Below are 24200 nucleotides of genomic sequence, written 5' to 3' on the forward strand. Positions count from 1 at the left end.
AGACTCCTTTTTTCTGCACAAAAAAGCAAAACCCCGCCAGGAAAAGGCGGGGTTCTCACGGACCTCGATGAGTTGAGGTGTATCCGGACACTACCACAGCACAATAAATAAACAAGACGGCCTCAGGCGCAGGTCCTGCGCTGCTCGGCCTGGGCGACGATCACGCGGCGTCGCGCATCGTCGGCAGAGCGCCATTCGCGGATGTCTTCCACATGACGGAAGCAACCGAGGCAGACTTTGTGCTCATCCAGCCGACATAAACTGATACAAGGTGACGGCACCGCCGGGCTGACATTGCTGAACAGCGGCTTGGGCGGGCGTACGGGAACGGGCTGCGTCACGATCAGATCTCGTCGAAGTCCAGCTCGACGCCGGCTTGTTCCTGGGTGAGGCGCGCGAGCATTTCGCTCAGCAGCTCATCGGTGGTGTCGTGGGTCCAGCGTTTTTCTTCTTCATCGTAATCGAAGTGAAAACCACCGGAACGCGCCGCCAGCCATAGCTGACGCAGGGGCTCCTGGCGGCTGAAAATCAATTGGGTGCCATTTTCAAACTTGACGGTGAGCACACCGGCCGAGTTCTCCAGGTCCACATCCAGACCGCTGTCGTCGAAAATATCCTCCAGCGCTTGCTGGGTCGCATCCACCAGGTCGTGAAAACGCGCTTCGGTCAAACTCATTGTGGGAACCTCGAAAAGTGTCTGGTCTCGCTCAAGCGCCGCACAATACGGACGCGCCATCATGATTGCAAAGGATACCGATTTCATTACCCGCAGCTGCGTGAATTATCCCTGATTGGTGTAAGCACAATCGCGACAAACTCGGCAAAGCCCCGCCGGACGGGTATTTCGGCGCATAGGCAATCCGGCGGGTGGTCGGTATACTCGGGCGCAATTAATGCATATTCAAGGATTTCGCCATGAAGCGCCTGATCTCTTCCCTTGCTGCGCTCGTCGCGGTCGCTTGCCTCGTTAGTGCCTGTGGTCAAAAAGGCCCGCTGTATCTGCCCGATGACAGCAAAGACCCGAATGAACAGGCGCAATCGTCGCAAACCAAAGCGCACAAGCACGACACCTACTAAGGGAACATCATGGACGCTTTTAACTACCGGGACGGCGAGCTGTTCGCGGAAGGTGTCGCGCTGTCCGCCATCGCCGAGCGCTTTGGTACCCCGACCTACGTGTACTCCCGTGCCCACATCGAAGCGCAATACCGCTCCTTTGCCGATGCGCTGGAAGGCACGCCGAGCCTGGTGTGCTTCGCCGTAAAAGCCAACTCCAACCTGGGTGTACTCAATGTCCTGGCGCGCCTGGGCGCCGGTTTCGACATCGTGTCCCGGGGCGAGCTTGAGCGTGTACTGGCCGCCGGCGGCAAGGCTGACAAAATTGTGTTCTCCGGTGTCGGCAAGAGCCGCGAAGACATGCGCCGCGCCCTGGAAGTTGGCGTGCACTGCTTCAACGTCGAATCCACCGACGAGCTGGAGCGCCTGCAAGTGGTGGCCGCCGAGATGGGCGTTCGCGCGCCGATCTCCCTGCGGGTCAACCCGGACGTCGACGCCGGCACTCACCCGTACATTTCCACCGGTCTCAAAGAGAACAAGTTCGGCATCGCCATTGCCGACGCCGAGGACGTGTACATCCGCGCCGCGCAGTTGCCGAACCTGGAAGTCTTGGGTGTCGACTGCCATATCGGCTCGCAACTGACCAGCCTGCCACCGTTCCTCGACGCCCTCGACCGCCTGCTGGCGCTGGTCGACCGCCTCGGCGAGTGCGGCATCTACCTGCACCACATCGACCTCGGTGGCGGCGTGGGTGTGCGTTATCGCGATGAAGAGCCGCCGCTGGTGTCCGACTACATCAAGGCCGTGCGCGAGCGCCTCGAAGGCCGCGACCTGACGCTGATGTTCGAGCCGGGCCGCTACATCGTCGCCAACGCCGGCCTGCTGCTGACCCAGGTCGAGTACCTCAAGCACACCGAGCACAAGGATTTCGCCATCGTCGACGCGGCGATGAACGACCTGATCCGTCCGGCGCTGTACCAGGCCTGGATGAATGTGACGGCCGTCAAGCCACGCGCAGGCGAAGGCCGCAGCTACGATATCGTCGGCCCGATCTGCGAGACCGGCGACTTCCTGGCCAAGGAACGTCAGCTGGCCCTGGAAGAAGGCGACCTGCTGGCCGTGCATTCGGCCGGTGCCTATGGGTTTGTCATGAGCTCCAACTACAACACCCGCGGGCGTACCGCCGAGGTGCTGGTGGACGGTGATCAAGCGTTTGAAGTGCGTCGCCGCGAGACGGTAGCCGAGTTGTTTGCTGGCGAAAGCCTGCTGCCGGAGTAAGGTCATGTTGCTGCGTTTTACCAAGATGCACGGGCTGGGCAATGACTTCATGGTCCTCGACCTGGTCAGCCAGCACGCGCACATCCTGCCCAAGCACGCCAAGCTGTGGGGCGACCGGCACACCGGTGTCGGCTTCGACCAATTGTTGCTGGTGGAAGCGCCGAGTAACCCGGAAGTGGATTTCCGTTACCGGATCTTCAACTCCGATGGCTCCGAAGTGGAACAGTGCGGCAATGGTGCCCGCTGTTTCGCCCGTTTTGTCCTGGACAAGCGCCTGACCGCCAAGCGGCAGATTCGCGTCGAGACCAAAAGCGGCATCATCGAGCTGGATATTCGCAGCGACGGCCAGATCGGCGTCAACATGGGCGCGCCACGGCTGGTGCCGGCGGACATTCCGTTCCAGGCCACCGAGCAAGCCCTGAGCTACCCGGTGGACGTGGACGGCAAGACCGTCAACCTGGCCGCAGTGTCCATGGGCAACCCCCATGCCGTGCTGCGGGTGGATGACATCAACAACGCGCCGGTGCATGAACTGGGGCCAAAGATCGAAAACCACCCGCGCTTTCCCGCGCGGGTCAATGTGGGCTTCCTGCAGGTCATCGACCGTTCCCGTGCGCAGTTGCGCGTGTGGGAACGCGGGGCCGGCGAAACCCAGGCTTGCGGTACCGGCGCCTGCGCCGCTGCCGTAGCCGCGATCAGCCAGGGGTGGATGGATTCGCCGCTGCTGATCGACCTGCCCGGTGGACGCCTGTCCATCGAATGGGCAGGCCCCGGCCAACCGGTGAAAATGACCGGCCCGGCCACCCGCGTCTACGAAGGACAGGTCCGTCTATGAGTGAGCAAATCTAATGACTGATAAGCCTCAAGTACCCGCGCAAGCATCCCCAAGCGAAAGTCTGGAGGCCGCAGCCGTTGCGGCGTATCTGGAGGCTAACCCGGACTTCTTCGTTGAACACGAAGAACTGCTGCCGGCCCTGCGTATTCCCCACCAGCGCGGCGATACCGTGTCGCTGGTGGAGCGGCAGATGAAGATCCTGCGCGAGCGCAATATCGAAATGCGCCATCGGCTCTCGCAGCTGATGGATGTGGCCCGCGACAACGACCGCCTGTTCGACAAGACTCGCCGCCTGGTCCTGACCCTGATGGACGCCGCCAGCCTGGAAGAAGCGGTGATCGCCGTCGAAGACAGCCTGCGCCAGGATTTCCAGGTGCCCTTTGTCAGCCTGATCCTGTTCAGCGACAACCCGATGCCGGTGGGTCGCTGGGTCAGCGGCAGCGATGCCCAGACCGCGATTGGCGGCCTGCTGTCCGAAGGCAAGACCATCAGCGGCACCTTGCGCGAGCATGAGCTGGACTTCCTGTTTGGCGCCGAGCAGCGCCAGCAGATCGGCTCCACCGCCGTGGTTGCCCTCAGTCATCAAGGTTTGCATGGCGTGCTGGCCATCGCCAGCCGTGATCCGCAGCATTACAAAAGCTCGGTGGGCACGCTGTTCCTGAGCTACATCGCCGAAGTGCTGGGCCGCGTCCTGCCACGCTTCACCAGCGCATTGCGCGCGGTGCGCTAGCCATGGAACGACAACTGGACGCCTACTGCGCTCACCTGCGCAGCGAGCGCCAGGTGTCGCCGCATACCCTGGAAGCCTACCGGCGGGACTTGAACAAGGTCCTGGCGTTCTGCGAGAAACAACACATCGGCAGCTGGAAGGCCCTGGACATCCAGGGTCTGCGCAGCCTGATCGCCCGCCTGCACCAGCAAGGCCAATCCTCCCGCAGCCTGGCGCGCCTGCTGTCGGCGGTACGCGGCCTCTATCACTACCTGAACCGCGAAGGCCTGTGCGACCACGACCCGGCCAACGGCCTGGCGCCGCCCAAGGGCGAACGCCGCCTGCCCAAGACCCTCGACACGGATCGCGCCCTGCAATTGCTCGATGGCGCCGTGGAGGACGACTTCCTGGCCCATCGCGACCAGGCAATCCTCGAACTCTTCTACTCCTCGGGCCTGCGCCTGTCGGAGCTGACCGGGCTTAACCTCGATCAACTGGACCTGGCGGATGGCCTGGTGCAGGTGCTCGGCAAAGGCAGCAAGACCCGCGTATTGCCGGTGGGCAAGAAGGCCCGCGAAGCCTTGCTGCTATGGCTGCCGCTGCGCGCCCTGGCCAACCCGGCGGACGACGCGGTGTTTATCAGCCAGCAAGGCCGGCGCCTCGGGCCCCGGGCCATACAAGTGCGGGTCAAGGCCGCCGGCGAGCGCGAGCTGGGGCAGAACCTGCACCCGCACATGCTCCGGCACTCCTTTGCCAGCCACTTGCTGGAGTCCTCCCAGGACCTGCGTGCGGTGCAGGAACTGCTGGGCCACTCCGACATCAAGACCACCCAGATCTACACCCACCTGGACTTCCAGCACCTGGCAACGGTGTACGACAGCGCCCATCCACGGGCCAAACGCATTAAGGGCAGTGACTCATGAGCATCAAGCTGATCACCTTCGACCTGGACGATACGCTCTGGGATAACGTGCCGGTCATCATCAGCGCCGAGGCATCGATGCGCGAGTGGCTGGCGACCCACGCCACCAAGGTGGGCGACTTGCCCCTGGAGAAGTTTGCCAGCCTGCGCCAGCAGGTGCTGGAGCGTCATCCCGAGCTGAAATATCGCATCAGCGTGTTGCGTCACAAGGTGCTGCAATACGCCTTCGAGGAAGCCGGGTACCCGTTGCCGGAAGCGGCGCAGATGGCGGATGTGTGCTTTGAAGCGTTCATCCATGCCCGGCATCAACTCACCGTATTCCCCGAAGCGGAACCGATGCTGCAAGCACTGCGCCGCGACTATCTGCTGGGGGTGATTACCAACGGTAATGCCGATGTGCAACGTGTGGGGTTGGCGGACTACTTCCACTTTGCACTCCGGGCTGAAGACATTGGTATTGCCAAGCCGGATGCGCGGTTGTTTCAGGAAGCCTTGCAGCGCGGTGGCGTAGCGCCGGGCGCGGCAGTGCATGTGGGTGACCATCCAGGGGATGACATTGCCGGTGCGCAGCAGGCGGGGCTGCGGGCGGTGTGGTTCAACCCGGCAGGCAAGGCCTGGGAGGCCGAGAAATTGCCGGATGCCGAGATTCGCAGCCTGACCGAGCTACCCGACGTGCTAGCCCGCTGGAACGCATAACCTGATGATGAAGGGCTTTTGTGGCGAGGGAGCTTGCTCCCGCTGGGCTGCGAAGCGGCCCCTGAACCAGCCACGACGGCCTTTCTGAAAGACCGCGTCGACCCAACCAGGGGCCGCTTCGCGCCCCAACGGGAGCAAGCTCCCTCGCCACACACGCTCTTCATCCTTGGATGGGTGTTAGCCCTGACCATTTTGTTTCGCCCATGAAAAAGCCCGCAGCGACGGCGGGCTTTTTCAGCAAGCAGACAGCAGGCCTTAGATAGGCCGGCTGCCGTACTTGTTATCCGGCTTCTTCGGTGGATCTGCCACCACGTTAGCCTCGACTTCCTGCACTTTGCCGCCTTTGGCGAGGAATTCTTCCATCGCCCGGGCCAGCGCATCGCGCTCTTTGTTCTTGGCTTCTACGCTCGGCAACTCGTCAACCGACACTGCAGCCTTGGCCTTGCCCTTGGCTGCCGGGACCGGTGCATCGTCGCCACCGTCGTCGTCAGCCACGTCTTCGGCAGCCGCCTCAAGACCTTCCTCGGTTTCGTCGTCGTCGCCTACTTCGAGGTCGTCGTTTTCCAGATCATCGTCGCTCATGTTCTACCTCATGACTTGCGAAAAGCAGATTAGTTATAGCCCAGCTTCGCCGCCTGTCGACGGCCGCCGGAAAAAAATCAACATCCACCGGTTAACCAGTGGCTTATGCCCCATCACCGTGCAAGGTGGCGAGGACTTTACGAGCACCGCCATGATCACGGTGCTCGCCCAGATAAACACCTTGCCAGGTCCCCATCGCCAAGCGGCCGGCCCTTACCGGCAAACTCAGCTGACAGCCCAGCAGACTGGCCTTGAAGTGCGCCGGCAGATCATCCGGACCCTCGTCGTTGTGTTCATATCCCGCCGTGCCTTGCGGCACCAGCGCATTGAAAAAACGCTCGAAGTCACGGCGAACCGCCGGGTCGGCATTCTCGTTGACCGTCAACGAGGCCGAGGTGTGCTGCAGCCACAAATGCAACAGTCCCACCCGACAGGCCTTCAATTCAGGCAGGCCGGCGAGCAACTCGTCCGTCACCAGATGAAAGCCCCGGGGCTTGGCCCGCAGGGTTATCAGGGTCTGTTGCCACATACAGTTCTCCGCCTATCGGCGCGCATTCTAGCGCGCTCAGGGAAAAAACAAAGTGCCGAATACGCCTACATGCCTGTAAGACATTCGCACACTGAAAAGTGCAGTGCGGATCCCATCACAAAGTCGCAAAAAAACCCATACACCTTTAGCCACAGACAAACCCAAGGCAAAAAAATGCCCGGCAAGCCGGGCATCTTTTTTTCGCGTACTTACAAGTTGTAGCCGCGCTCGTTGTGTTGCGCCAGATCGAGGCCAACCGCCTCTTCTTCTTCGGTCACCCGCAGGCCCATCACCACGTCCAGCACCTTGAGGATGATGTACGTCACGATAGCGGTGTAGATGACGGTGAAGCCGACGCCTTTGGCCTGAACCCAGACCTGTGCGGCAATGTCGGTAGTAGCGGCGTTGAAGCCACCCATCGACGGTGCGGCGAACACGCCGGTCAGGATCGCGCCGAGGATACCGCCGATACCGTGCACGCCGAAGGCGTCCAGGGAGTCGTCGTAGCCCAGTTTGCGTTTCAGGGTAGTGGCGCAGAAGAAGCACACCACACCGGCAGCCAGGCCGATCACCAGGGCGCCCATCGGGCCCACGGTGCCAGCGGCTGGGGTGATTGCCACCAGGCCCGCAACCACACCCGAGGCGATGCCCAGTGCGCTCGGCTTGCCGTGGGTGACCCACTCGGCGAACATCCAGCCCAGGGCCGCAGCAGCGGTAGCGATCTGGGTCACCAGCATCGCCATGCCGGCAGTGCCGTTGGCAGCAGCAGCGGAGCCGGCGTTGAAGCCGAACCAGCCGACCCACAGCATGGCCGCGCCCACCAGGGTGTAACCGAGGTTGTGCGGGGCCATTGGGGTGGTTGGGAAGCCTTTACGCTTGCCGAGTACCAGGCACGCTACCAGGCCGGCCACACCGGCGTTGATGTGCACCACGGTGCCGCCTGCGAAGTCGAGCACGCCCCAGTCGCCCAGCAACGAACCCGGACCGCCCCATACCATGTGGGCGATCGGTGCGTAGACCAGGGTGAACCAGACGCCCATGAAGATCAGCATCGCGGAGAACTTCATCCGCTCGGCGAATGCACCGACGATCAGCGCCGGGGTGATGATCGCGAAGGTCATCTGGAAGGTCACGAACACGGCCTCAGGGAACAACGCCGCCGGGCCGGTGATGCTGGCCGGGGTCACACCCGAGAGGAACAGTTTGGACAAGCCACCCACAAACGAGTTGAGGTTGACGACGCCTGCTTCCATACCGGTGGTGTCGAACGCCATGCTGTAGCCGTACACGAACCACAGGATGGTGATCAGGCCGGTGATGGCAAAGCACTGCATCATCACGGAAAGAATGTTTTTGGAGCGAACCATGCCGCCGTAGAACAGCGCGAGGCCTGGAATGGTCATGAACAGCACCAGCGCGGTGGACGTGAGCATCCACGCGGTGTCGCCGGAATTGAGGACTGGAGCAGGTACTGGGTCCGCCGCCATGGCCAGGGCCGGCATTACGAGGGACAACAGGGCTCCTAGCCCTGCGAATTTACGCAGAGTCATATTGTTTTCTCCTGGGGCGTTGGGGTTTGGCGGCTTAGATTGCGTCGGTATCGGTTTCGCCGGTACGGATGCGAATAGCCTGTTCCAGATTGACCACGAAGATCTTGCCGTCACCGATCTTGCCGGTGTTGGCGGCCTTGGTTATCGCCTCGATGACCCGGTCAAGATCCTTGTCGTCAATGGCGACGTCAATCTTCACCTTTGGCAGGAAATCGACCACGTATTCCGCGCCGCGATACAGCTCGGTGTGACCCTTCTGCCGACCGAAGCCTTTGACCTCAGTAACGGTAATGCCCTGCACGCCGATCTCGGACAGTGACTCGCGTACATCGTCCAACTTGAACGGCTTGATGATGGCAGTGACTAGCTTCATGAAAACTCTCTCCCGAATTGGTGGACTTGCCCCAGGAAAACAAACCCGTCTCAAGTCTAAGCGCAGTGCCTGGCTTTGTAACGCTTCGTCGCCCTGGCATTTGCCATTGCGACGCTCGCTAACCACTGGTGACGAAACATGTACCGCTGGTCCGTCGGCGCACTGCATCGTCACAGCGACTGCATCAGTGCATGGGTCATGATCGTCTAAGCAGAAAGCTTGCCAGCTCCGTAAAAATCACTGAAATCAGTCCTTTGTTCGCCTGTGCCCACCTACCGGGCGCCACGACAGCGAAGATACGCACGAAAACGGTGCGCGACCGCCCGTCCTCATGCGCGAAAAGCGTGCGCCGCAGGGGCTGGAAAAGACTATAGACGCTGCGTGATACACTGCCGGCCAACAGATTTTCCGGACTATTTCCCATGCTCGCGCCCAAAGACCTCCTCGACGCCCTGAGCGGCCACGCCTCCCGCCTGTTCAGCAGCGACACGCCGCTGCCACGCAATGAAATTGAAAGCCAGTTCAAGGCACTGCTGCAAAGCGGTTTCAGCAAGCTGGACCTGGTAAGCCGGGAAGAGTTTGATAGCCAGATGGTGGTGCTGGCGCGCACTCGGGCGCGGTTGGAAAGCCTTGAGGCCAAGGTGGCGGAGCTGGAAGCGCGATTGACGCCTGCCGCCGAATAAGCCGGCCCAACCGGGGCAGGTTTCGCCTGTCCCCGTTAAACCGTTGCAACCCTCAGCTCACCCGCTGATACCCGCCGACAACCCCCTTCTTCGACAATACCCACTGCCACAGCTGGATATCCCGCGCGCGAAACGCCCCTGCACACGACAGCAGGTAATAGCGCCACATCCGGTAGAAACGCTGGCCAAAGGTGTCTGCGAAATCCGGCCACGCCAGTTCGAAGTTTTCGCACCAGGCCATCAGCGTCTTGTCGTAGTCGGCGCCAAAGTTGTGCAAATCCTCGGCAACAAATAACCCGTCCATGGCGTCGCCGATCTGCCCGATCGAGGGCAAATCACCGTTGGGAAAGATGTATTTGTCGATCCACGGATCCGGCGTGCTGTTGCGTTGGTTCTTGCCGATAGTGTGTAGCAGGAACAACCCATCGTCTTTCAGGCAGCGGTTGGCGACCTCCATATACGCCCGATGGTTCTTGCGCCCCACATGTTCGAACATGCCGACACTGGCGATATGGTCGAACTGCTCGTCGATATCCCGATAGTCCTGCAGACGAAACTCGATCGGCAGATGTGAATACTTGGCCCGCCCCCACTCCGCCTGCTCCTTGGAGATGGTCACGCCGACACACTCGACCCCATAGTGCTCGGCCGCATGGCTCATGAAACTGCCCCAGCCACAGCCGATATCCAGCACGCGCATGCCCGGCTTGAGCCCCAGTTTTTTACAGATCAGGTCCAGCTTGGCGAACTGCGCCTGCTCCAGGGTGGTGGCATCTTTCCAGTAGCCACAGGTGTAGGTCATGCGCGAGTCGAGCATGCGTGCGTAGAAGTCATTGCCGAGGTCGTAATGTGCTTCGCCGACTTGCCAGGCGCGCTTCTTGTTTTGCAGGTTCAGCCAGCGGGAGCTGAACGCGTGAAACAACAAGGTGGCCGGGTTGGCCTGGTCGATCACGCCGGAGCGCATGAGGCGGAAAAAAAACTCATCCAGCGCCTCGGCGTCCCAGCCGCCATCCATGTAGTCTTCGCCAAGGCCAAGATTGCCCTTGGCCAGGGCGAGATCAAATGTGGCACTGTAGTGCAGTTGCATATCGGCAGCCGATGGCCCGTTGACCTCGATCTGCGCCTGCGCCAGCAACTCCTTAACGAAGCGCGCTCCCTGAGACATCTCATCAGAACCGGAAAAAGAATGACGCGTTTTGTTAAGCACAGTTGCTCTCCAGAAATAGCGTTGCCTTTGATTCATACACTGCGAGAAATCTGGCCATGGAAGCGTCTGGCAAGGCCCTTAAGGCGTCATGGAAGCGCTGGCTGGGAACAGATGTAACAAATCTTATCCAGCCATTTTTTAAAGATATAATGAATTAATATTATGAAAACCATGCAAAATTGGAATGCAAGATGGACATTCGGGCGCTCCGTTATTTCGTAGAAGTCGTCGACCAGCAGAGCTTTACCAAAGCCGCTGTGAAGCTGCACCTGACCCAGCCAACAGTCAGCAAGATGGTGCAGCAATTGGAGTCGAGCCTTGGCCTGAAGCTGCTCGACCGCATGGGAAAACGCTTCACCCTGACGGACGCCGGGGAAATTGTGCTCAAGCGCGCCAAGGAAATGATCGCGCTGCACGATGAAATGACGGTAGAGCTGCAAGACTTGCAGCATGTCGGGCGCGGCGCCCTGCGCATGGGGCTTTCGCCCTCTACCCACCTCGCACTGGCGCCGATCTTTGCGGAGTATCACGCCCGTTACCCGAAGATCGAACTGAAACTGTTCGAAAGCGGCGGCAATATCACCATCCAGGATCTGCGCCAGGGCACGCTGGAGTTCGGCACCATCCTTGACTCGCCGCGCGTGGCGGATATCTGGTCCGAATTCGAATCCATGCCCTTGTTCGAATCGCCACTGTGCCTGCTCGCGCCCCATGACTCGCCCTGGCAAGGCCGCAGCTCGGTGGAGTTGAGCGAACTGCAAGCCTGCGAATTCATCTTTTACGATGACACCTTCACCCTGAACCAATTCGTACTTGATGCCTGTGCACAAGCCGGTTTTGAGCCGCGGATCAGTGGCCGCAGCAGCCAATGGGACTTTATCGCCTCCCTGGTACGACTGGGCGTGGGCATCACCCTGCTGCCCCGGGCATTCTGCGAAACCCTTGATACGAGCCAGTTCAGCATCGCGGAAATACAGTCGCCGGCCCTGAACTGGAGGCTGATGCTGGCGTGGCGTCGGCAGTGCAAGTTGTCGTTTGCGGCGCAGGCGTGGTTGACGCTGGCGAAAGAGTTTCTGTGTGTGCCGCCGTCGGACCGCTAGCGCGATACGTTCTGTAAAACCTCGCCGCCGCGCGTCGCCATCACTCAACTACCCTTGAAAAACCGCAGGAAGCGGCCACTCATTTCAAGGAACGAGCATGTCCCTCGCCATCGTCCACAGCCGCGCCCAGATAGGCGTCGAAGCGCCCGCCGTCACTGTCGAGGTGCACATGGCCAACGGCTTGCCGTCGCTGACGCTGGTGGGCCTGCCGGAAACCGCCGTCAAGGAAAGCAAAGACCGCGTGCGCAGCGCCATTCTCAATTCTGCGCTGCAATACCCGTCCCGCCGCATCACCCTCAACCTCGCGCCCGCCGACCTGCCCAAGGACGGCGGGCGCTTTGATTTGGCGATTGCCCTGGGGATTCTCGCCGCCAGCGTGCAGGTACCGGCGCTGACCCTCGATAACGTGGAATGCCTGGGCGAGCTGGCGCTGTCCGGTGAGGTGCGGCCGGTGAAAGGTGTGTTGCCCGCAGCCCTGGCGGCGCGCAAGGTCGGGCGCACCTTGATCGTGCCGCGGGCCAATGCCGAGGAAGCCTGCCTGGCTTCGGGGTTGAAGGTGATTGCCGTGGATCACCTGCTGCAAGTGGTGGCGCACCTGAACGGTCACGTGCCGATCGAGCCCTTCGTTTCCAGTGGCCTGATGTACTTGAACAAACCCTACCCGGACCTGAGTGAAGTGCAGGGCCAGCTGGCAGCCAAGCGTGCGCTGTTGATCGCTGCGGCGGGCGCCCACAACCTGTTGCTCAGCGGGCCACCGGGCACCGGCAAGACCTTGCTCGCCAGCCGTCTACCAGGGTTGTTGCCGCCCTTGAGTGAACAGGAAGCGCTGGAGGTGGCGGCGATTCAATCGGTGGTCAGCCTGGCGCCGCTGAGCCATTGGCCACACCGGCCATTTCGCCAGCCGCATCATTCGGCATCCGGCCCGGCGCTGGTGGGCGGCGGCTCGAAACCGCAGCCGGGGGAAATAACCCTGGCCCATCACGGTGTGTTGTTTCTCGACGAGTTGCCGGAGTTTGATCGCAAGGTCCTGGAGGTGCTGCGTGAGCCGCTCGAGTCCGGGCATATCGTGATTTCCCGCGCTCGCGACCGGGTGCGTTTCCCGGCGCGCTTTCAGTTGGTGGCGGCGATGAACCCCTGCCCTTGCGGCTATGTGGGCGAGCCCAGTGGGCGCTGTCGCTGCACGCCGGAGCAGATTCAGCGCTATCGCAACAAACTCTCGGGGCCGCTGCTGGACCGGATCGACCTGCACGTGACCGTCGCCCGGGAAAGCACCGCGCTGAACCCGGGCATACAGTCCGGTGATGATACCGCCAGCGCCTCCGTCCTCGTCGCCGATGCCCGGGACCGCCAACAACGGCGCCAGGGCTGCGCCAATGCGTTTCTCGACCTGCCGGGGCTACGCCAGCACTGCAAACTGGAAAAGGCTGATGAAGGCTGGCTGGAAAGCGCCTGCGAACGGCTGACGCTGTCGTTGCGGGCAGCCCATCGCCTGCTCAAGGTCGCCCGCACCCTGGCCGACCTGGAACAAGTGGAAGCCATCGCCCGCCATCATCTGGCGGAGGCCTTGCAGTACCGCCCTGCTAGCGCGTCCTAGGCAACGCCAGAAGCAGCCCCGCCACTTCCATCACCTCATCCATCACCGCTTCAGCTGACTCAACGGAGGGTTTGAGCAACAAGTCATCGGCATAGCCCATCGCTACGGCAAAGAGTTGTCGCGCAGCGCGCTTGGGCGACTCACAGCGGAACACTTTGGCCGCCACACCTTGCTCGATGATCTCGGCGAGCATGGCTTGCCATTGGGCGTTGATCACCAGGTAGGCCTGGGCCAATGGCTCGTCATGCATGGCTTCGTCCCAGGCATCCAGCCATAGCGCCCAACCGGCGTCTGCCGTGGAGGGCAGGCAGTCACGCAGGAAACCTTCGAGGGCTTCCAATGGTGGCAGATCCACCAGCGGCGCCCTCACCTCGTCCAGTTGCTCGTTGGCGAACCGCACGAACGCTTCGCGGCGCAGCTCTTTCCAGTCGCTGAAGTAGTGATAGACGTGGCTGCGGGACAGCCCGGCATGCTCCGCCAGGTCGCGGGTGGAAACATCGGCAAACCCTTTGCTGCGAAACAGCTCCAGGGCGGCGGCGATGATCTGGTCTTTACGGTCGATACGCGACATGAGGCTTTTCCTTCAGGCACCGGCAGATCGACGGCGCTTGCTTTTTGAGCGGTCGCTCAAGGATACTTGAGCAGTCGCTCAATAATAGCGTTTATCTCACTCTCGGTGCACCCCATGTCATCCGTAACACCCCAGATCCTGATCGAAGAAAGCAAAAAGATCGGGCAACAATCCGCCAGCCAAACCCTTAAGGCGATCGCCAAGGCCTATCCCGGCAAGTTGTTCTGCACCTTGTCGCTGGTGGCCCTGGAGAACGCATTGCTGCTGGCCTACCCACTGTTTGCGGGGTTCGCGGTGGACTCGATCATCCGCGGCGATGCCGGCAGCGCGCTGTTCTACGCCGCCGTGGTGCTGGCGTTCTGGGTGGTCGGGGCGGCGCGACGGGCGCTGGATACACGCACCTTCACCCGTATCTACGCGGACCTTGCGGTGCCGGTGATTCTCAACCAGCGTCTGCAAAACCACAGCACTTCCCGGGCGGCAGCGCGGGTGGTGCTGGCGCGGGACTTTGTCGACTTCTTCGAAAAACACGTGCCGATCATCGCGACGGCGCTGGTTTCCATCGTCGGTGCGGCAGTGATGCTGTTGGTGATCGAGCCGTGGATAGGCCTGGCGTGCCTGACCGCGCTGGTGCTGTGCACAACTTTGTTGCCACGTTTCGCCCGGCGCAATCAGGAACTGCATGAGCGCTTGAATGACCGCCTGGAAAAGGAAATCGGCCTGGTGGAAAAGGTCGGCGCACAGACCTTGCAGCGCCACTACCAGGTGCTGTCACGCCTGCGCATCTGGCTGTCGGACCGCGAGGCCGCAGCGTTCCTGTTTATCGGCACGCTGGCGGCGCTGTTGTTTGTGGTCGCCATCAGCCAGTTGGCGCTGTCGCCGGCGGTCAAGGCCGGCCATGTGTATGCGGTGATGACTTACCTGTGGACCTTTGTCAGCAGCCTGGATGAAGCGCCAGGGATGGTTGATCAACTGGCACGACTCAAGGACATTGGCAAGCGTGTGGACCCGGGGCTGGGCGACCGATCCGACGTTTGACGCGTCGGGTAGGCCGTCATCGCGGGCAAGCCCGGCTCCCACAGTGGACCGCTTACTCCAGAACAACACGGTCAACTGTGGGAGCGGGCTTGCCCGCGATGAGGCCCGAACAGTCAATCAACGAAACCGGTCAACCTCATGCCGCAAGCCCGCCGCCAGGGTCTCCAGTTCCTTGGCGGTGATCGCCAGGTTGGACACCACTTCACGCTGCTCGCTGTTGGCCAGGGCGATGCTCTGCAAGTTGCTGCTCAGCAGGGTCGCCGTGCTGCTCTGCTCCTGGGTCGCCGTGGTAATGGCCGCAAACTGCTGGCCCGCCGAGCGGCTTTGCTCGTCGATCCGCGCCAGCGCAGAGGCGACGTCAGCGTTGCGAGCCAGGCCTTCCTGCATCAGCACGTTGCCTTGCTCCATGGTGCTGATGGCGTTGCCGGTTTCCTGCTGGATACTCTGGATCATCCCGGAAATCTCATCCGTGGCCTGACGAGTGCGCGATGCGAGGTTGCGCACTTCATCGGCCACCACCGCAAACCCGCGCCCCTGCTCACCGGCCCGCGCCGCTTCGATGGCGGCGTTGAGCGCCAGCAGGTTGGTCTGTTCGGCAATCGCGGTAATCACCCCGACGATCCCGCCGATTTCCTGGGAGCGCTGGCCCAGGGTGTTGATCACCGTGGCCGTGCTGTTCAGCGCGGTGGCGATGTGTTCCAGGGACGACGACGCTTCCTGCATCGAGGTGCGGCCGATCCTGGTTTGCTGGGCGTTGTCCTGGGCCAGGCGCTCGGTGTTGCCCATGTTGTCGGCAATATTCAGCGAGGTGGCGCTGAACTCTTCCACCGCGCCGGCCATGCTGGTGATCTCGCCGGACTGTTGCTCCATGCCTTCGTACGCACCGCCGGACAAACCCGACAACGCCTGGGCGCGGCTGTTCACGTCTTCAGCCGCCTTGCGGATATGCGACACCATGGTCGACAGCGCTTCGCCCATCTGGTTGAAACTGCGGGCCAACTGGCCGATTTCGTCATGGCTGGAAACGTTCAGCCGTGCGCTCAAATCACCGGCGCCCAGGGCTTCGGCCTGACGCACCAGGTCGCCCAACGGCTGCAACTTGCTGCGCAGCAACCAGACCGCCGCGCCCACCGCCAGCAGCATCGCGAGCAAGCTGCCGATCGCCAGGCGAATCCCCACCGACCAGGTCACCGCGCGAATTTCGGCTTTCGGCATGCTCGCCACCACCGACCACGGGCCGCCTTCAAACGGCACGGCAACGCTGTAGAAGTCTTCGTTCTTGTCGCTCCAGAAACGGCCTTTTCCAGGTTTGGCGGCCAGGTCGAGCATCACCGGAATCGACTGATCCAGCGCCTGCACGCCAGCGGGCGGTACCAGCCAGTGCTTCTGTTCGTCCAGCAGCGCCAGGGAACCGGTCTGGCCGATGCGGAAACGCTTGAGGTTGTCGAACTGGGCGTTCTGCGCATCGGTGTAGTCGAAGCCGACAAATAGCACCGCAATCACTTTGCCGCTGGCGTCCCGCACCGGGCTGTACTGGGTCATGTAGGAGCGATCGAACAATACCGCACGGCCAACGTAGCCCTGCCCGCCCAGCAAGCGTTGATAGGCCGGATGCTGGTGATCCAGCGCCGTACCGATGGCGCGGCTGCCATCCTGCTTGGTCAGGGAGGTGCTGACGCGGATAAAGTCCTCGCCGCTGCGTACGAACAAGGTCGCCACGCCGCCGGACATCTGCTTGAACTCATCGACTTCAGCGAAGTTGTTGTTGAGCACTTCCTCGCCCAGGTACAGGCCCGGCGTCTGCACGCCCGCCACCGTCACCGGTTGCTCAGGGCGCGTACTCAAGCCGGCGCTGAAGCGCTTTTCAAACAGCCCGCTCAAACGCTGGGTACTTTCGCGCAAGGTGCTGTGGAAGGTATTGAGTTGGTCGGCCAGCAAGCGGGCCTCGCTGGCCAGGTGCTCCTCGCGGGTGTCGAGGTTGGCGGAATCCAGCGAACGCAACGCGAATACCGTGCTGCCGCTGATGACGACAGCCAGTATCACGGCGAGGGCAAGCCCCAGTTGAGAGGCAATCCGGGCGCGAGGTTGAGACATGAAGGCTCCTGGCCGAGGCCAGGATCATCCTGATCTCATAGCGCTGCTCGGCAAAATTCTAATAGGGGAAACGTTGCAGAACGGTAGTTCCAACAACCCTACTTCGGCGGGCAGGCTCAATACTTGAGCGAATCACAGGGGTATCGCGCAAACGATTGCTGGCCGGTGCGCAATCCACTCAGTCGAGGCGCTCGACCTGGGGCAATTCCATGGCCTGCACTTCGCCCTGGAGAAAGTCACCCAGCCGTCGCAAACGCTCGCCACCCGGCCGGGTCTTCGGCCACACCAGATAGTAATTTTCCCCACTGGCCACAGCGGTGGGCCATGGCAGGCTCAGGCGGCCCTGGGCCACGTCTTCGGCCACCATCAGCAAGTCGCCCATGGACACGCCGTACCCTCGGGCAGCGGCGATCATGCCCAACTCCAAGGTGTCGAACACCTGCCCGCCCTTGAGCGAAACCTGGGATGACAGCCCCATGCGCTCCAGCCAGTTGCGCCAGTCACGCCGGTCCGGCGTCGGGTGCAGCAGTTCGGCAGAGGCCAGGCGTGCAACGTCCCAGGGTCCGTCGCTCAACAGGTTCGGCGCGCCCACCGGAATCAGCAACTCCGGAAACAGGTAGCTGGCTTCCCAGTCCGGCGGGAAATGCCCGTTGCTCAACAACACCGCGCAATCGAATGGTTCCTGGTTGAAATCCACCTCATCGACGCTCATCCAGGCGCTGGTCAGTTGCACTTCATTGCCCGGCTGCAGGTGCCGGAAGCGACTGAGGCGCGCCAGCAGCCAGCGCATGGTCAGGGTGGACGGCGCCTTCATGCGCAAGATGTCGTCCTCGGCATTCAAGGTATGGCAGGCGCGCTCCAGGGCCGCAAAGCCTTCACGCACGCCCGGCAGCAACAGGCGCGCTGCCTCGGTGAGTTGCAAGGTGCGGCCGCTGCGCTGGAACAGGCGGCAGGCGAAATGCTCTTCCAGGGTACGAATGTGCCGGCTCACCGCACTTTGGGTAATCGACAACTCTTCCGCCGCCCGGGTGAACGAGTTGTAGCGGGACGCAGCTTCAAACGCGCGCAAGGCGTAAAGAGGAGGAAGACGACGAGACATGGCGAAAACTCCGACGGCGCAATATCGAAACCCTACCAGAATCATTCAGGCATGAGTTTTAATCATGCGAACCATCGGATTTATCCCTTTGTGCAATGCGCTGTGAGCGCCGAGAATCAACCCTTCCACCCTTCCCTGACTTTTTGAGCGTGATGATCATGCGGCATCCGGCACGTACCGAACTCTGGGCCATTCTGCGGCTGTCAGGGCCGCTGATTGCCTCACAGTTGGCCCACATGCTGATGGTGCTGACCGACACCCTGATGATGGCCCGCCTGAGCCCCGAGGCCCTGGCCGGCGGAGGCCTGGGTGCGGCGAGCTATTCGTTCGTGTCGATTTTCTGCATCGGCGTGATCGCTGCCGTGGGCACGCTGGTCGCGATCCGCCAGGGCGCCGGCGACATCGAGGGCGCCACCCGCCTGACCCAGGCCGGGCTGTGGCTGGCCTGGTTGATGGCGCTGGTGGCTGGTTTGCTGCTGTGGAAACTCAAGCCAGTGCTGCTGATGTTCGGCCAGACCGAAACCAACGTCGCGTCCGCCGGCCAGTTCCTGACCATCCTGCCGTTCGCCCTGCCCGGCTACCTGACGTTCATGGCCCTGCGCGGCTTCACCAGTGCTATCGGCAAGGCCACGCCGGTGATGGTGATCAGCCTGGGCGGCACGGTGATCAACTACCTGCTCAACCACGCGTTGATCGAAGGCATGTTCGGCCTGCCGAAACTCGGGCTGGTGGGCATTGGCCTGGTCACCGCCATCGTTGCCAACTGCATGGCGTTGGCGTTGATCTGGTACATCAAATACAACCGTGCCTACGACGCGTATCCGCTGCGCAAGGGTTTGCTGCGGCCCAACCTGCACTACCTGCGGGAACTGTGGCGCCTGGGCCTGCCGATTGGTGGCACCTATGCGGTGGAAGTCGGGCTCTTTGCGTTCGCCGCGCTGTGCATGGGCACTATGGGCAGCACGCAGCTGGCTGCGCACCAGATCGCCCTGCAGATCGTGTCGGTGGCGTTCATGGTGCCGGCGGGCATGTCGTACGCGATCACCATGCGTATCGGCCAGCATTATGGTGCTGGGCAGTTGCTGGAAGCGCGGCTGGCCGGGCGAGTTGGCATAGGCTTTGGCGCGGTGGTGATGCTGGGCTTTGCAGCGGTGCTGTGGTTGTTCTCGCACCCACTGATCAGCTTGTTCCTCGACCAGCATGACCCGGCGTTTCGCGACGTGATCAACCTCGCCGTCAGCCTGCTGGCGGTGGCCGCATGGTTTGAGCTGTTCGACGGCGTGCAGACCATCGCCATGGGCTGTATTCGCGGACTCAAGGATGCCAAGACCACCTTCCTGGTCGGGCTGGGCTGCTACTGGCTGATCGGCGCACCGGCCGCATGGTTGATGGCGTTCAATCTCGGCTGGGGGCCGACGGGCGTTTGGTGGGGCCTGGCCCTGGGCCTGGCGTGCGCGGCAGTCAGCCTGACCTGGGCGTTTGAACGGAAGATGAAGCGGATGATTCGCCAGGAGCCTGAAACCCACCAAGGATTTCAAGCCGCGCAGCCGGAGTAACGGCTGTACTCGGTCAAATGTGGGAGCGGGCTTGCTCGCGAATGCGGTGGGTCAGCCATGAATTGGTTGGCTGAAATACCGCATTCGCGAGCAAGCCCGCTCCCACATTTTTGATCGGGTTCACAACATCAGATCACGCCGCCCACCAGTTCCTGGCTGTCACCAAATGTCAGGTAGTCCACCAGTTCCGCCAACGGCAACGGCTTGCTGATCAGGTAGCCCTGGGCCTGATCGCAGCCGAACAACCGCAGCAACGCCAGTTGCTCGGCGGTTTCCACGCCCTCGGCGACCACTTCCAGGTTCAGGTTATGAGCCAGGTTGATCATGGCGTGCACCAGCTTGCGATTCTCTTCGCGCTCTTCCATGCCGCCGACAAAGCTCTTGTCGATCTTCAGCAAGGCAATCGGCAGGCTGTTGAGGTGCACGAACGACGAAAAGCCGGTGCCAAAGTCATCCAGGGAAAAGCGCACACCCAGGCGGCCCAGCGCATCCATGGTCTGCTTGACTAGGTCGCTGCGGCGCATCACGGCGGTTTCCGTCAGCTCAAATTCCAGCCACTGGGCTTCCACGCCGCGCTCGGCAATCAGCCGGCTGAGGGTGCTGAGCAGTTGGCTGTCCTGAAACTGGCGGAACGACAGGTTGACCGCCATGTGCAACGGCGCAATCCCGCGTTCGCGCAGGTCCTGCATGTCGCGCAGGGCCCGGGAAATCACCCAGTAGCCCAGCGGCACGATCAAGCCGCTCTGCTCGGCCAGCGGCACGAACTCGCTCGGCGGCAACAGGCCGCGCTCACCGTGGCGCCAGCGCACCAGCGCTTCCAGGCCGACGATATGCCCATCGTCGAGGTCCAGGCGGGGCTGGTAATGCAGTTCCAGTTCGTCACGGCGCAACGCCCGGCGCAGTTCGCTCTCAAGGTCGGCGAGGCTGCGGGCATTGCGGTTGATGCGTTCGTTGAAGATATGAAAGGTGCAGCCCTGGGTGCTTTTGGCTTGCTGCATGGCGATGTGGGCGTGCCACATCAACGGGTCGGCGCCAGCCTTGGCGCGGGCATGGGCCACGCCGAGGCTGCAACCGATCAGCAGGCTTTCGCCATCGACCCAATAGGGTTCGGCCATGGCTTCGACGATGCGCTCGGCCATCCATTCGGCGCGCTGGGGCGCACGGCGGGTGTCGATCAGCAGGGCAAATTCGTCGCTGCCCAGGCGCGCCAGTTGATCGCCGGCCTCCAGCTGGCTCTTGAGCCGCGAGACCACTTGCAGGATCAGCCGGTCGCCGGCCTGGTGGCCGAGGGCGTCGTTGGCGTGACGGAAGTTGTCCAGGTCGAGGTGGCCGAGGGCAACGCCACGGCCTTCGTTTTCCGCCAGGCGGGCGGTCAGCAGGGTCTGGAAGCCCTGGCGGTTGGCGATACCGGTCAGCGGGTCCTGTTCGGCCAGGCGTTGCAGGGTGTTTTCCAGTACACCGCGCTCGCGCACATGCCGCAGGCAACGGCGCAATGTATCGACATCCAATGCATTCAGGATCAGCCAGTCGCTGACGCCGAGGGGCGAAACCAGGGGTTCCTCTTCCAACAGCAATACCGTTGGCAAGCTGCAGCGACCGGGGCCGGGCTGAAGGTTGGCCGTGGTCAACAGCACCGCGCTGTGATCGTCGTCGAACAGGTTGCTCACAGACTCCCAGTTTGGCGCGCTGATCAGCACAGCTCCGTCGCCCATCGGCGCCAGGCACTCGCGCAATAACGCTGCCCACGCTGGCTCATCGGCCAGTAGCAGCAAACGCAAGGGTTCGACAGGCGTAGACAAGCTAGCTCCCTAGACTCTGCAAAATTTCGTTGGCGGCGGGCATTATGACGTGCGCCCCGATAATGACCAATGATATGGGTTATCAAATGCGCACTGTGCAGCTCTAGACCGAACAATAGTCCTAAATACCCTGCACATCCTGCGGCAAAGTAACAAAACCGGCAAATTTAGATCGAGTGGTACGTCACACTGTCGTTCAGAGGCAGCAGAATCTTGCCAGCCTGTTAAAATGCCCGCCCTTTTGATCAATGACCTCCTGAATTTCGTATGTCCCGACTCAATCCCCGGCAGCAAGAAGCCGTGAACTACGTCGGCGGCCCTCTATTGGTGCTCGCCGGTGCCGGTTCCGGCAAGACCAGCGTGATCACCCGCAAGATCGCGCACCTGATCCAGAGCTGTGGCATCCGTGCCCAGTACATCGTCGCCATGACCTTTACCAACAAGGCGGCGCGGGAAATGAAAGAGCGCGTCGGCACCCTGCTCAAGGGTGGCGAAGGCCGTGGCCTCACCGTGTGTACCTTCCACAACCTGGGGCTGAACATCATCCGCAAGGAGCACGTGCGGTTGGGCTACAAGCCGGGCTTCTCGATCTTTGACGAGACAGACGTCAAGGCGCTGATGACCGACATCATGCAGAAGGAATACGCGGGCGACGACGGCGTCGACGAGATCAAGAACATGATCGGCTCGTGGAAAAACGACCTGATCCTGCCCGCCGAAGCCCTGGAAGCTGCGCGCAACCCCAAGGAGCAGACTGCCGCCATTGTCTACACCCACTACCAGCGCACGCTGAAGGCGTTCAACGCGGTGGACTTCGACGACCTGATCCTGCTGCCGGTGAAGCTGTTCCAGGAACATGCCGACATCCTCGAAAAGTGGCAGAACAAAGTCCGCTACCTGCTGGTGGACGAATACCAGGACACCAACGCCAGCCAATACCTGCTGGTGAAGCTGCTGATCGGCAAGCGCAACCAGTTCACCGTGGTAGGCGATGACGACCAGTCGATCTACGCCTGGCGCGGCGCCCGCCCGGAAAACCTGATGCTGCTCAAGGACGACTACCCGTCCCTGAAAGTGGTGATGCTGGAGCAGAACTACCGCTCCACCAGCCGCATCCTGCGTTGCGCCAACGTGCTGATCTCCAACAACCCCCACGAGTTTGAAAAGCAACTGTGGAGCGAGATGGGCCACGGCGACGAGATCCGCGTGATCCGCTGCCGCAACGAAGACGCCGAAGCCGAGCGCGTGGCCGTCGAACTGCTCACCCTGCACCTGCGTACCGACCGGCCCTACAGCGATTTCGCGATCCTGTACCGCGGCAACTACCAGGCCAAGCTGATCGAGCTGAAGCTGCAGCACCACCAGATTCCGTATCGCCTGTCGGGCGGCAACAGCTTTTTCGGACGCCAGGAAGTGAAAGACCTGATGGCCTACTTCCGGCTGATCGTGAACCCGGACGACGACAACGCCTTCCTGCGGGTGATCAACGTCCCACGCCGGGAAATCGGTTCGACTACCCTGGAAAAGCTCGGCAACTACGCCACCGAACGCAAGATCTCGATGTACGCCGCCACCGACGAAATCGGCCTGGGCGAGCACCTCGACACTCGTTTCACCGACCGCCTGGCGCGCTTCAAGCGCTTCATGGACAAGGTGCGCGAGCAGTGCGCCGGCGAAGATCCGATCAGCGCCCTGCGCAGCATGGTCATGGACATCGACTACGAGAACTGGCTGCGCACCAACAGCTCCAGCGACAAGGCTGCCGATTACCGCATGGGCAACGTGTGGTTCCTGATCGAGGCGTTGAAAAATACCCTGGAGAAGGACGAAGAAGGCGAGATGACCGTCGAGGACGCCATCGGCAAGCTGGTGCTGCGGGACATGCTTGAACGCCAGCAGGAAGAGGAAGACGGCGCCGAAGGCGTGCAGATGATGACCTTGCATGCGTCCAAGGGACTGGAATTCCCCTACGTGTTCATCATGGGCATGGAAGAGGAAATCCTCCCGCACCGCTCCAGCATCGAAGCCGACACCATCGAAGAAGAACGGCGCCTGGCCTACGTGGGCATTACCCGCGCGCGTCAGACCCTGGCCTTCACCTTTGCCGCCAAGCGCAAGCAGTACGGCGAGATCATCGATTGTGCCCCCAGCCGGTTCCTCGACGAACTGCCGCCGGACGACCTGGCCTGGGAAGGCAACGACGACACACCGACCGAAGTCAAAGCCGTTCGCGGCAACACCGCACTGGCGGATATACGCGCGATGTTAAAGCGCTAGAATCGACTACTTTTTAATCTACTTTCGGCGCGTGTTGCGCCAACAGAGGAAGCTTTCGTGGAAGCACTGCACAAGAAAATTCGCGAAGAAGGCATCGTGCTTTCCGATCAGGTACTCAAGGTCGACGCCTTTCTGAACCACCAGATCGACCCGGCGCTGATGAAACTGATCGGTGACGAGTTTGCTGCGTTGTTCAAGGATTCGGGGATCACCAAGATCGTCACCATCGAAGCCTCGGGCATTGCACCGGCGATCATGACCGGCCTGAACCTCGGCGTGCCGGTGATTTTCGCCCGCAAGCAACAGTCCCTGACCCTGACCGAAAACCTGCTGTCGGCGACGGTGTATTCCTTCACCAAGAAAACCGAAAGCACCGTGGCGATCTCCCCGCGCCACCTGACCAGCAGCGACCGCGTGCTGATCATCGATGACTTCCTGGCCAACGGTAAGGCGTCCCAGGCGCTGATCTCGATCATCAAACAGGCCGGCGCGACCGTTGCAGGTTTGGGGATTGTGATCGAGAAGTCGTTCCAGGGTGGCCGTGCGGAGCTGGATGCCCAGGGTTACCGGGTTGAGTCGCTGGCGCGGGTGCAGTCGTTGGCGGGTGGGGTTGTGACCTTTATCGAGTAATCGGTGCGGGCACGGTTAAACA

At 61.7% G+C, this 24200-nt stretch carries 24 protein-coding genes; 13 read left to right on the forward strand and 11 right to left on the reverse strand.

What is annotated here, in order from left to right; translation table 11 throughout:
* Nucleotides 1-122: 122 nt before the first annotated feature.
* Both V6607_RS31805 and cyaY read right to left on the reverse strand, forming a co-directional pair.
* Nucleotides 123-341, reverse strand: coding sequence for a DUF1289 domain-containing protein (locus tag V6607_RS31805; RefSeq protein ID WP_003208805.1), 219 nt, complete (start codon nucleotides 339-341; stop codon nucleotides 123-125).
* Between the two features lie 2 nt (nucleotides 342-343).
* A complete protein-coding gene (gene cyaY, locus V6607_RS31810; RefSeq protein ID WP_003208803.1) occupies nucleotides 344-676 on the reverse strand; it encodes an iron donor protein CyaY in 333 nt (110 codons plus the stop codon).
* A 239-nt stretch (nucleotides 677-915) separates the two neighbouring features.
* On the opposite strand from cyaY, the gene V6607_RS31815 reads away from it, so the two are divergent.
* The 6 genes from V6607_RS31815 to V6607_RS31840 are packed head-to-tail and all read left to right on the forward strand — an operon-like array spanning nucleotide 916 to nucleotide 5496.
* Entirely contained in the window at nucleotides 916-1077 is a 162-nt protein-coding gene (locus V6607_RS31815; protein WP_003208801.1) for a lipoprotein, read from the forward strand.
* Nucleotides 1078-1086: 9 nt separating this feature from the next.
* The gene (gene lysA, locus V6607_RS31820; protein ID WP_008439346.1) at nucleotides 1087-2334 is read left to right on the forward strand and encodes a diaminopimelate decarboxylase; all 1248 of its coding nucleotides are present in this window, start codon (nucleotides 1087-1089) and stop codon (nucleotides 2332-2334) included.
* Nucleotides 2335-2338: 4 nt separating this feature from the next.
* Nucleotides 2339-3169, forward strand: coding sequence for a diaminopimelate epimerase (gene dapF, locus V6607_RS31825; RefSeq protein WP_008439347.1), 831 nt, complete (start codon nucleotides 2339-2341; stop codon nucleotides 3167-3169).
* Nucleotides 3170-3182: 13 nt separating this feature from the next.
* Nucleotides 3183-3899 carry a DUF484 family protein gene (locus V6607_RS31830; protein WP_003208796.1) on the forward strand — a complete coding sequence of 239 codons (717 nt, stop codon included), beginning with the start codon at nucleotides 3183-3185 and terminating at the stop codon, nucleotides 3897-3899.
* Between the two features lie 2 nt (nucleotides 3900-3901).
* Nucleotides 3902-4801, forward strand: coding sequence for a tyrosine recombinase XerC (gene xerC, locus V6607_RS31835; protein WP_008439350.1), 900 nt, complete (start codon nucleotides 3902-3904; stop codon nucleotides 4799-4801).
* A complete protein-coding gene (locus V6607_RS31840; protein WP_008439351.1) occupies nucleotides 4798-5496 on the forward strand; it encodes an HAD-IA family hydrolase in 699 nt (232 codons plus the stop codon). Before xerC ends, V6607_RS31840 begins: the two co-directional genes overlap by 4 nt.
* Nucleotides 5497-5751: 255 nt before the next feature.
* Here the strand turns inward: V6607_RS31840 and sutA are convergent, their stop codons facing one another.
* The 4 genes from sutA to glnK all read right to left on the reverse strand — a co-directional run bounded on the left by sutA (nucleotide 5752) and on the right by glnK (nucleotide 8530).
* Nucleotides 5752-6078: a transcriptional regulator SutA gene (gene sutA, locus V6607_RS31845; RefSeq protein ID WP_003208791.1), complete on the reverse strand. Its 327-nt coding sequence runs from the start codon at nucleotides 6076-6078 to the stop codon at nucleotides 5752-5754.
* 103 nt (nucleotides 6079-6181) lie between these two features.
* Nucleotides 6182-6607: a secondary thiamine-phosphate synthase enzyme YjbQ gene (locus V6607_RS31850; RefSeq protein WP_003208787.1), complete on the reverse strand. Its 426-nt coding sequence runs from the start codon at nucleotides 6605-6607 to the stop codon at nucleotides 6182-6184.
* A 209-nt stretch (nucleotides 6608-6816) separates the two neighbouring features.
* Complete coding sequence (locus tag V6607_RS31855; RefSeq protein ID WP_008439352.1) at nucleotides 6817-8157, reverse strand: ammonium transporter; 1341 nt, start codon at nucleotides 8155-8157, stop codon at nucleotides 6817-6819.
* Nucleotides 8158-8191: 34 nt separating this feature from the next.
* Nucleotides 8192-8530 carry a P-II family nitrogen regulator gene (gene glnK, locus V6607_RS31860; protein WP_002555808.1) on the reverse strand — a complete coding sequence of 113 codons (339 nt, stop codon included), beginning with the start codon at nucleotides 8528-8530 and terminating at the stop codon, nucleotides 8192-8194.
* 422 nt (nucleotides 8531-8952) lie between these two features.
* Here glnK and V6607_RS31865 point away from each other — a divergent pair, with 422 nt between their 5' ends.
* Nucleotides 8953-9213, forward strand: a complete 261-nt coding sequence (locus tag V6607_RS31865; RefSeq protein ID WP_003208783.1) for an accessory factor UbiK family protein — start codon at nucleotides 8953-8955, stop codon at nucleotides 9211-9213.
* Between the two features lie 52 nt (nucleotides 9214-9265).
* Here V6607_RS31865 and cfa read toward each other — a convergent pair whose 3' ends face one another.
* Nucleotides 9266-10378 (reverse strand): cyclopropane fatty acyl phospholipid synthase, encoded by a 1113-nt coding sequence (gene cfa, locus V6607_RS31870; RefSeq protein ID WP_338742742.1) that lies wholly within the window; start codon nucleotides 10376-10378, stop codon nucleotides 9266-9268.
* Between the two features lie 233 nt (nucleotides 10379-10611).
* Here cfa and V6607_RS31875 point away from each other — a divergent pair, with 233 nt between their 5' ends.
* Nucleotides 10612-11520 (forward strand): LysR family transcriptional regulator, encoded by a 909-nt coding sequence (locus V6607_RS31875; protein WP_134327521.1) that lies wholly within the window; start codon nucleotides 10612-10614, stop codon nucleotides 11518-11520.
* A 97-nt stretch (nucleotides 11521-11617) separates the two neighbouring features.
* Nucleotides 11618-13114: a YifB family Mg chelatase-like AAA ATPase gene (locus tag V6607_RS31880; protein WP_003208777.1), complete on the forward strand. Its 1497-nt coding sequence runs from the start codon at nucleotides 11618-11620 to the stop codon at nucleotides 13112-13114.
* Here V6607_RS31880 and V6607_RS31885 read toward each other — a convergent pair.
* Nucleotides 13101-13685 carry a TetR family transcriptional regulator C-terminal domain-containing protein gene (locus tag V6607_RS31885; protein WP_003208775.1) on the reverse strand — a complete coding sequence of 195 codons (585 nt, stop codon included), beginning with the start codon at nucleotides 13683-13685 and terminating at the stop codon, nucleotides 13101-13103. The two genes, V6607_RS31880 and V6607_RS31885, sit on opposite strands and share 14 nt — an antisense overlap.
* Nucleotides 13686-13799: 114 nt before the next feature.
* On the opposite strand from V6607_RS31885, the gene V6607_RS31890 reads away from it, so the two are divergent.
* Nucleotides 13800-14723 carry an ABC transporter six-transmembrane domain-containing protein gene (locus V6607_RS31890; RefSeq protein WP_008439408.1) on the forward strand — a complete coding sequence of 308 codons (924 nt, stop codon included), beginning with the start codon at nucleotides 13800-13802 and terminating at the stop codon, nucleotides 14721-14723.
* Between the two features lie 117 nt (nucleotides 14724-14840).
* Here V6607_RS31890 and V6607_RS31895 read toward each other — a convergent pair whose 3' ends face one another.
* Nucleotides 14841-16817, reverse strand: a complete 1977-nt coding sequence (locus V6607_RS31895) for a methyl-accepting chemotaxis protein (protein WP_008439409.1) — start codon at nucleotides 16815-16817, stop codon at nucleotides 14841-14843.
* Between the two features lie 178 nt (nucleotides 16818-16995).
* Nucleotides 16996-17916 carry a LysR substrate-binding domain-containing protein gene (locus tag V6607_RS31900; RefSeq protein ID WP_003208769.1) on the reverse strand — a complete coding sequence of 307 codons (921 nt, stop codon included), beginning with the start codon at nucleotides 17914-17916 and terminating at the stop codon, nucleotides 16996-16998.
* 152 nt (nucleotides 17917-18068) lie between these two features.
* Here V6607_RS31900 and V6607_RS31905 point away from each other — a divergent pair, with 152 nt between their 5' ends.
* On the forward strand, nucleotides 18069-19472 hold the full coding sequence (locus V6607_RS31905) for a NorM family multidrug efflux MATE transporter (RefSeq protein ID WP_338742747.1): 1404 nt from the start codon (nucleotides 18069-18071) through the stop codon (nucleotides 19470-19472).
* A 128-nt stretch (nucleotides 19473-19600) separates the two neighbouring features.
* Here V6607_RS31905 and V6607_RS31910 read toward each other — a convergent pair whose 3' ends face one another.
* Entirely contained in the window at nucleotides 19601-21271 is a 1671-nt protein-coding gene (locus tag V6607_RS31910) for a bifunctional diguanylate cyclase/phosphodiesterase (RefSeq protein WP_008439412.1), read from the reverse strand.
* 267 nt (nucleotides 21272-21538) lie between these two features.
* Between V6607_RS31910 and rep the strand changes: the two genes are divergently transcribed.
* Together rep and V6607_RS31920 are read left to right on the forward strand one after the other, a co-directional pair.
* Nucleotides 21539-23548: a DNA helicase Rep gene (rep, locus tag V6607_RS31915; RefSeq protein ID WP_008439414.1), complete on the forward strand. Its 2010-nt coding sequence runs from the start codon at nucleotides 21539-21541 to the stop codon at nucleotides 23546-23548.
* 57 nt (nucleotides 23549-23605) lie between these two features.
* Complete coding sequence (locus tag V6607_RS31920; protein WP_008439415.1) at nucleotides 23606-24178, forward strand: xanthine phosphoribosyltransferase; 573 nt, start codon at nucleotides 23606-23608, stop codon at nucleotides 24176-24178.
* Nucleotides 24179-24200 lie beyond the last annotated feature (22 nt).

The organism is Pseudomonas sp. KK18, from assembly GCF_037094675.1.
Classification (GTDB): Bacteria; Pseudomonadota; Gammaproteobacteria; order Pseudomonadales; family Pseudomonadaceae; genus Aquipseudomonas.

Excerpts from the sequence above, each read along its gene's own strand:
- cyaY (WP_003208803.1), bottom strand. The coding sequence starts at position 676 with ATGAGTTTGACCGAAGCGCGTTTTCACGACCTGGTGGATGCGACCCAG.
- V6607_RS31815 (WP_003208801.1), top strand. The coding sequence starts at position 916 with ATGAAGCGCCTGATCTCTTCCCTTGCTGCGCTCGTCGCGGTCGCTTGC.
- lysA (WP_008439346.1), top strand. The coding sequence starts at position 1,087 with ATGGACGCTTTTAACTACCGGGACGGCGAGCTGTTCGCGGAAGGTGTC.
- dapF (WP_008439347.1), top strand. The coding sequence starts at position 2,339 with ATGTTGCTGCGTTTTACCAAGATGCACGGGCTGGGCAATGACTTCATG.
- V6607_RS31830 (WP_003208796.1), top strand. The coding sequence starts at position 3,183 with ATGACTGATAAGCCTCAAGTACCCGCGCAAGCATCCCCAAGCGAAAGT.
- xerC (WP_008439350.1), top strand. The coding sequence starts at position 3,902 with ATGGAACGACAACTGGACGCCTACTGCGCTCACCTGCGCAGCGAGCGC.
- V6607_RS31840 (WP_008439351.1), top strand. The coding sequence starts at position 4,798 with ATGAGCATCAAGCTGATCACCTTCGACCTGGACGATACGCTCTGGGAT.
- sutA (WP_003208791.1), bottom strand. The coding sequence starts at position 6,078 with ATGAGCGACGATGATCTGGAAAACGACGACCTCGAAGTAGGCGACGAC.
- V6607_RS31850 (WP_003208787.1), bottom strand. The coding sequence starts at position 6,607 with ATGTGGCAACAGACCCTGATAACCCTGCGGGCCAAGCCCCGGGGCTTT.
- V6607_RS31855 (WP_008439352.1), bottom strand. The coding sequence starts at position 8,157 with ATGACTCTGCGTAAATTCGCAGGGCTAGGAGCCCTGTTGTCCCTCGTA.
- glnK (WP_002555808.1), bottom strand. The coding sequence starts at position 8,530 with ATGAAGCTAGTCACTGCCATCATCAAGCCGTTCAAGTTGGACGATGTA.
- V6607_RS31865 (WP_003208783.1), top strand. The coding sequence starts at position 8,953 with ATGCTCGCGCCCAAAGACCTCCTCGACGCCCTGAGCGGCCACGCCTCC.
- cfa (WP_338742742.1), bottom strand. The coding sequence starts at position 10,378 with ATGTCTCAGGGAGCGCGCTTCGTTAAGGAGTTGCTGGCGCAGGCGCAG.
- V6607_RS31875 (WP_134327521.1), top strand. The coding sequence starts at position 10,612 with ATGGACATTCGGGCGCTCCGTTATTTCGTAGAAGTCGTCGACCAGCAG.
- V6607_RS31880 (WP_003208777.1), top strand. The coding sequence starts at position 11,618 with ATGTCCCTCGCCATCGTCCACAGCCGCGCCCAGATAGGCGTCGAAGCG.
- V6607_RS31885 (WP_003208775.1), bottom strand. The coding sequence starts at position 13,685 with ATGTCGCGTATCGACCGTAAAGACCAGATCATCGCCGCCGCCCTGGAG.
- V6607_RS31890 (WP_008439408.1), top strand. The coding sequence starts at position 13,800 with ATGTCATCCGTAACACCCCAGATCCTGATCGAAGAAAGCAAAAAGATC.
- V6607_RS31895 (WP_008439409.1), bottom strand. The coding sequence starts at position 16,817 with ATGTCTCAACCTCGCGCCCGGATTGCCTCTCAACTGGGGCTTGCCCTC.
- V6607_RS31900 (WP_003208769.1), bottom strand. The coding sequence starts at position 17,916 with ATGTCTCGTCGTCTTCCTCCTCTTTACGCCTTGCGCGCGTTTGAAGCT.
- V6607_RS31905 (WP_338742747.1), top strand. The coding sequence starts at position 18,069 with ATGATCATGCGGCATCCGGCACGTACCGAACTCTGGGCCATTCTGCGG.
- rep (WP_008439414.1), top strand. The coding sequence starts at position 21,539 with ATGTCCCGACTCAATCCCCGGCAGCAAGAAGCCGTGAACTACGTCGGC.